The organism is Brachybacterium sp. Marseille-Q7125, from assembly GCF_023062615.1.
In the GTDB taxonomy this organism is placed as follows: Bacteria; Actinomycetota; Actinomycetes; order Actinomycetales; family Dermabacteraceae; genus Brachybacterium.
Window position 1 is genome coordinate 1 of record NZ_JALLAL010000091.1, and the last position, 4,500, is coordinate 4,500.

Below are 4,500 nucleotides of genomic sequence, written 5' to 3' on the forward strand. Positions count from 1 at the left end.
CGGTGTACGTTGACGACCACCTACATCGCTGCATGTGGTTTTTTTTTAATGAACGCGCCACCCCCGAAGCCTAACACAGGGGGTTCGGCGGGCAGCGCCAGAGGGGAATAGGAGACAGGGGGAGGCGAGCCGGATGGGGGAAGGGGGAACCAGGAGGTGGACGGCGCGAGCGGGGACCGCGGGGGCAGGGCGGAGAGCGAGGGGGGCCAACTGTGGAAGGGGGAGGGAGAGCATGAGGGGCGGGGGCAGCAGAGCGGGGGCGAAGGGGAGAGAAGAGTGAAAGGGGGGGGCGGGGAGGAGCGGGGGGGCTGCGGCGCACGCGGCGGGGGCGGGGCAGAACGCGCGGCTGGGGCGGGGGGGGGGGGGGCGGGGGACGGCCGAGCGACCGGGGGAGGAGAGAGGGGGAGGGGACCGCGGGGGGGGGGGTGCGGGGGGGGGGGCGGGGGGGGGGGGGGGGGCGGGGGGGGGGAGCGCGGGGGGGCGGGGGGGGGGGCGGGGGGAGGGGGCGGGGGGGGGCGGGGGGGGGGGGCGACCCGCCCCCCCCGCGCTCCCCCCTGAACGGGGCGCCGCGGGGGTCGGGCCCGCCGGCCCCGACGCAGCACCGCCACACCTCCGCGGAGCAGGCCCGCGATGCGATCGCCAGGTCCTGGGAGCTGTTCCGTGCGGGGCAGGTGCGGGCGGCGCAGGATGCGATCGAGGAGCTCGGCAGCTCCTGGTCACAGGCGTATCTGCCGGTCGGGGATCTGCTCATCGAACCGGGACCGTCGGCGGACGCGCAGTCCCCGTCGGCCGCGAACGGTGCGCCGGCGCCCGTCGACCCCACGCCCAGCACCACCCCCGTCGGCCCCTCCCCCGCGGAGCGAATCCTCGACCTCGCCCGCGCCGAGCACACCATTCACGCCGCGACCGGCACCCAGTGGACAGCGGTGAGCCTCGCCGACGAGGTGCTCATCCACGCCATGCCCTGGCCGGCCGATGCCCCGCTGCCGCGTCTCACCCTGGCCACACCGCTGCGGATCGAGCAGCAGGAGCAGTCCCCGGACGGCCTCGAGATGCTGCTGCGCGCCCCCTCGGATCAGCGCGCCGTCGATTTCCGCGACGAGGAGCCCATCGTGTGGGACCCCGAGGGGGCGAGCCGCGCGGCCGTCGTGGTGCGGGCGCGGCGCGAGGGGGAGCGTCTGCTGGTGGTGTGCGCGATCGGCACCACGTGGCAGGGGCTCGGCCGCATGCCGGATCGGCCGCTCGAGGACGTCCTTGCGCAGACTCGCGCGCAGGCCGCATCGGCCCTGGACCGGGGGGAGCAGCAGCTGCGCGAACGCCACCACGCCACCCCGCTGCCGGACCTGGATGCCGTATCGCTGCAGCTCACGGGTTCGCCTGAGGCGGAGCTGCTGAGCACCATGTGGGCGTACGGCCGGTATCTGCTCGCCGCGTCCTCCCGGGAGGGCCTGCCGCCCGCGACGCTCCAGGGGATCTGGAACGCGCAGCTCGAGGCGCCGTGGTCCTCGAACTACACCACGAACATCAACCTCGAGATGAACCACTGGGGCGTGGGCGTCGCGCACCTCCCCGCGGCGGCGCGGACCTTCGCCGCGTGGGTGGCGATGCTGCGCGAACAGGGACAGGAGACCGCGCAACGGCTCTACGGGGCCGACGGGTGGGCCCTGCATCACAACGCCGACCCGTGGGGGTACACCGACCCGGTGCGGGGCGATGCGTCGTGGGCGACGTGGCCCGTCGGCGGCCTGTGGATGGAACGGGAGATCGACGCTCACCTGCGCTTTTCCGGCCGCACCCGGGAGGATCTCGCGGCCGAACGCTTCCCGGCGCTGCGGGAGGCCGCCCGCTTCGCCCTCGCGCTGCTGCGTGAGGGGGACGACGGGCACCTGGTCACTTTCCCGTCGATCTCCCCGGAGAACCTGTACCGCGACGCCCAGGGTGATGTGGTGGCGCTGACCGCGGGCTCCGGGATGGATCGCTGGCTGGTGCGGGAGACCTTCACGCATCTGCTGGAGGCCGCGGAGCTCACCGGCCACGGGGAGGACGCCGTCGTCACCGCGGCCCGGGAGGCGCTGGGTCGCGTAGCCGAGGTGCGGATCGGGGCCGATGGGCGGGTGATCGAATGGCACGCAGACGACCTCCCGGAGGTGGAGCCGACGCACCGCCACCTCTCCCACCTGGGATTCCTCTACCCCGGGGATGTGCCCGCAACCCCGGAGCAGGAGGCCGCGGCGACGGCGACCATGCTCGCGCGCGGGGATGAAGCCACCGGCTGGTCGCTCGTCTGGAAGACGGGGATCTGGGCGCGGCTGGGCCGGGCGGACCGGGTGCAGCGCCTGCTGGAGATGTACCTCAGGCCCGCGGAGCGCGAGGGCGAGCGGGACCGGGCCGGGCTGTACCCGAACCTGTTCTCCGCCCATCCGCCGTTCCAGATCGACGGAAACCTCGGAATCGTCGCCGCGGTCGCAGAGTGCCTGGTGCAGTCCCATCGCGGGCAGATCGAGCTGCTGCCCGCCCCGGCGCCGATGCTCACCACCGGCACGGTGCGCGGCCTGCGCGCCCGCCCCGGCATCGCCCTGGACATGACCTGGCAGGACGGCGAGATCACCGCGCTGACCCTCACGGCGCTGGGGCCGGGGGCGCTCGGCGTGCACACGCTCCGCCACGGCGAGCGCACCGTGGACGTGGAGCTCACCGACCTGTCGCCTGTGAGCGTGGACGTCGTTGGGCTTGCCCTGCATGCATCGCCGCGCTGTCTCTGACACGATGTGCCCGGCCCGCCGCGCGAACATCCCGGCCCCCGGCGGGCCCAGCGAGAAGGAGGACCAGTGGCAGCACGCTCGGCACGCAGGGGAATCATCACTCGACGCACCTTCGGCGGCGCCGCAGCGCTCGGCCTCGCCGGAGCCCTGGCCGCCTGCACCGACAACGGTGCGGATGGGAAGGGCGGCAAGGGCGGATCGTCGCAGGCCACCGTGGAGTACGTCGCGGAGCCGCCGGCCTCGGCCCTGGTGCCGGGTGATGACCCGGCCGCCGCCGCGGTCGCGCTCAGCGGAGCGCTCGTGGCCTCCGCCCGCCAGGTCGTCATCGCCACCCCCGACACCCTGGAGGCGCTGCTGCCGGTCGCGACCTCCCATCGGCTCCCGCTCCTGGTGGGGACCGACCAGAAGGTCCGCGAGGAGATCGAACGCCTGGGAGCGGAGACCCTCGTCATCGGCGCCGGCACTGAGCTGGGCGAGCTCGCGGGCGACCGGGAGACCACCGAGCTGGATCTGACCGCGGAGGACCCGGCGGCCGATCTGGAGGATGTGGCGGTGGATGCCCCGGCCCTCGCGGTCACCCTGCTCACCGATCCCGACGCCGAGGATTCCGCCGCAGAGCTCGCCACCGCTGTGATCGAATCCGTCGGCGGCACCGTCACGGAGGTGCCAGGCGGGCAGGTGCGCGCCACCGGCGAGAGCGTCGGCGCGGTGAAGGACGCGGCCGGGGATGACCCGTCCACCGGTGTTCTCGCCCTCGGTGAGAGCTTCGGACCCGCGGAGGAGTGGCCCCAGACCGTGCAGTCGGTGGTGGAGACCGCGGAGCTGCCCGGCGGCGGCCAGATCGCCTTCCCCGGCCGACGCATGATCGCCGCCTACGGCTCCCCGGGCACCCCGAGCCTGGGGATCCTCGGCGAGCAGGGGCTCGACGAGTCGATCCAGCGCGTCAAGGACCTCGTCGGCGAATACGAGGGGCTCGCCGACGAACCGCTGATCCCGGCCTTCGAGATCATCACCACCGTCGCCTCCGCCGCAGCCGGCGGGGACGGCAACTACTCCACCGAGTTGGACATCGAGACCCTGCGGCCCTGGGTAGACGCCGCCGGAGAGGCCGGGGTGTACGTGGTGCTGGATCTGCAGCCCGGCCACACCGACTTCCTCACCCAGGCGAAGCTCTACGAGGACCTACTGCTTTCCCCGCATGTGGGGCTCGCCCTGGATCCGGAGTGGCGGCTCAAGCCCGGGCAGAAGCACATGGTGCAGATCGGCTCGGTGGACGCTGCCGAAGTCAACGAGGTGGTCACGTGGCTGGCGGACCTCACGCGCGACAACTCCCTGCCGCAGAAGCTGCTCATCCTCCACCAGTTCAACCTCTCGATGATCCGCGATCGGCAGGACGTGGACACCTCCCGGCCCGAGCTCGCGATCACCCTGCACGCCGACGGCCACGGCGGGCGCGCGGACAAGATGGGCACCTGGAACGCGCTGCAGCAGGACCTGCCCGAGGGCATCTTCATGGCGTGGAAGAACTTCTACGACGAGGACTCCCCGATGTTCACGCCCGAAGAGACCTACGACGTCGAGCCCCGCCCCTGGTTCGTCTCGTATCAGTGACGCGCGAGGCGCCCTCCCTCCCCCAGCCAGCCCTCCCCAGCCAATCCGGCTACGTTTTCGTGGTTATCGGGGCTCAATAAGCACGAAAACGTAGCCGTCTGCGCTGGGGTCTCCGCCGGGCCTGCGC

2 protein-coding genes are annotated in these 4,500 nt (G+C 73.2%); both read left to right on the plus strand.

Going from position 1 to position 4,500, the window contains the following annotated elements; translation table 11 throughout:
* The first annotated feature begins 671 nt into the window (after positions 1-671).
* The gene (locus MU407_RS13555; protein WP_246958267.1) at positions 672-2,762 is read left to right on the plus strand and encodes a glycoside hydrolase family 95-like protein; all 2,091 of its coding nucleotides are present in this window, start codon (positions 672-674) and stop codon (positions 2,760-2,762) included.
* Positions 2,763-2,828: 66 nt separating this feature from the next.
* Positions 2,829-4,373: a hypothetical protein gene (locus MU407_RS13560; RefSeq protein WP_246958270.1), complete on the plus strand. Its 1,545-nt coding sequence runs from the start codon at positions 2,829-2,831 to the stop codon at positions 4,371-4,373.
* The last annotated feature ends 127 nt before the right edge of the window (positions 4,374-4,500 follow it).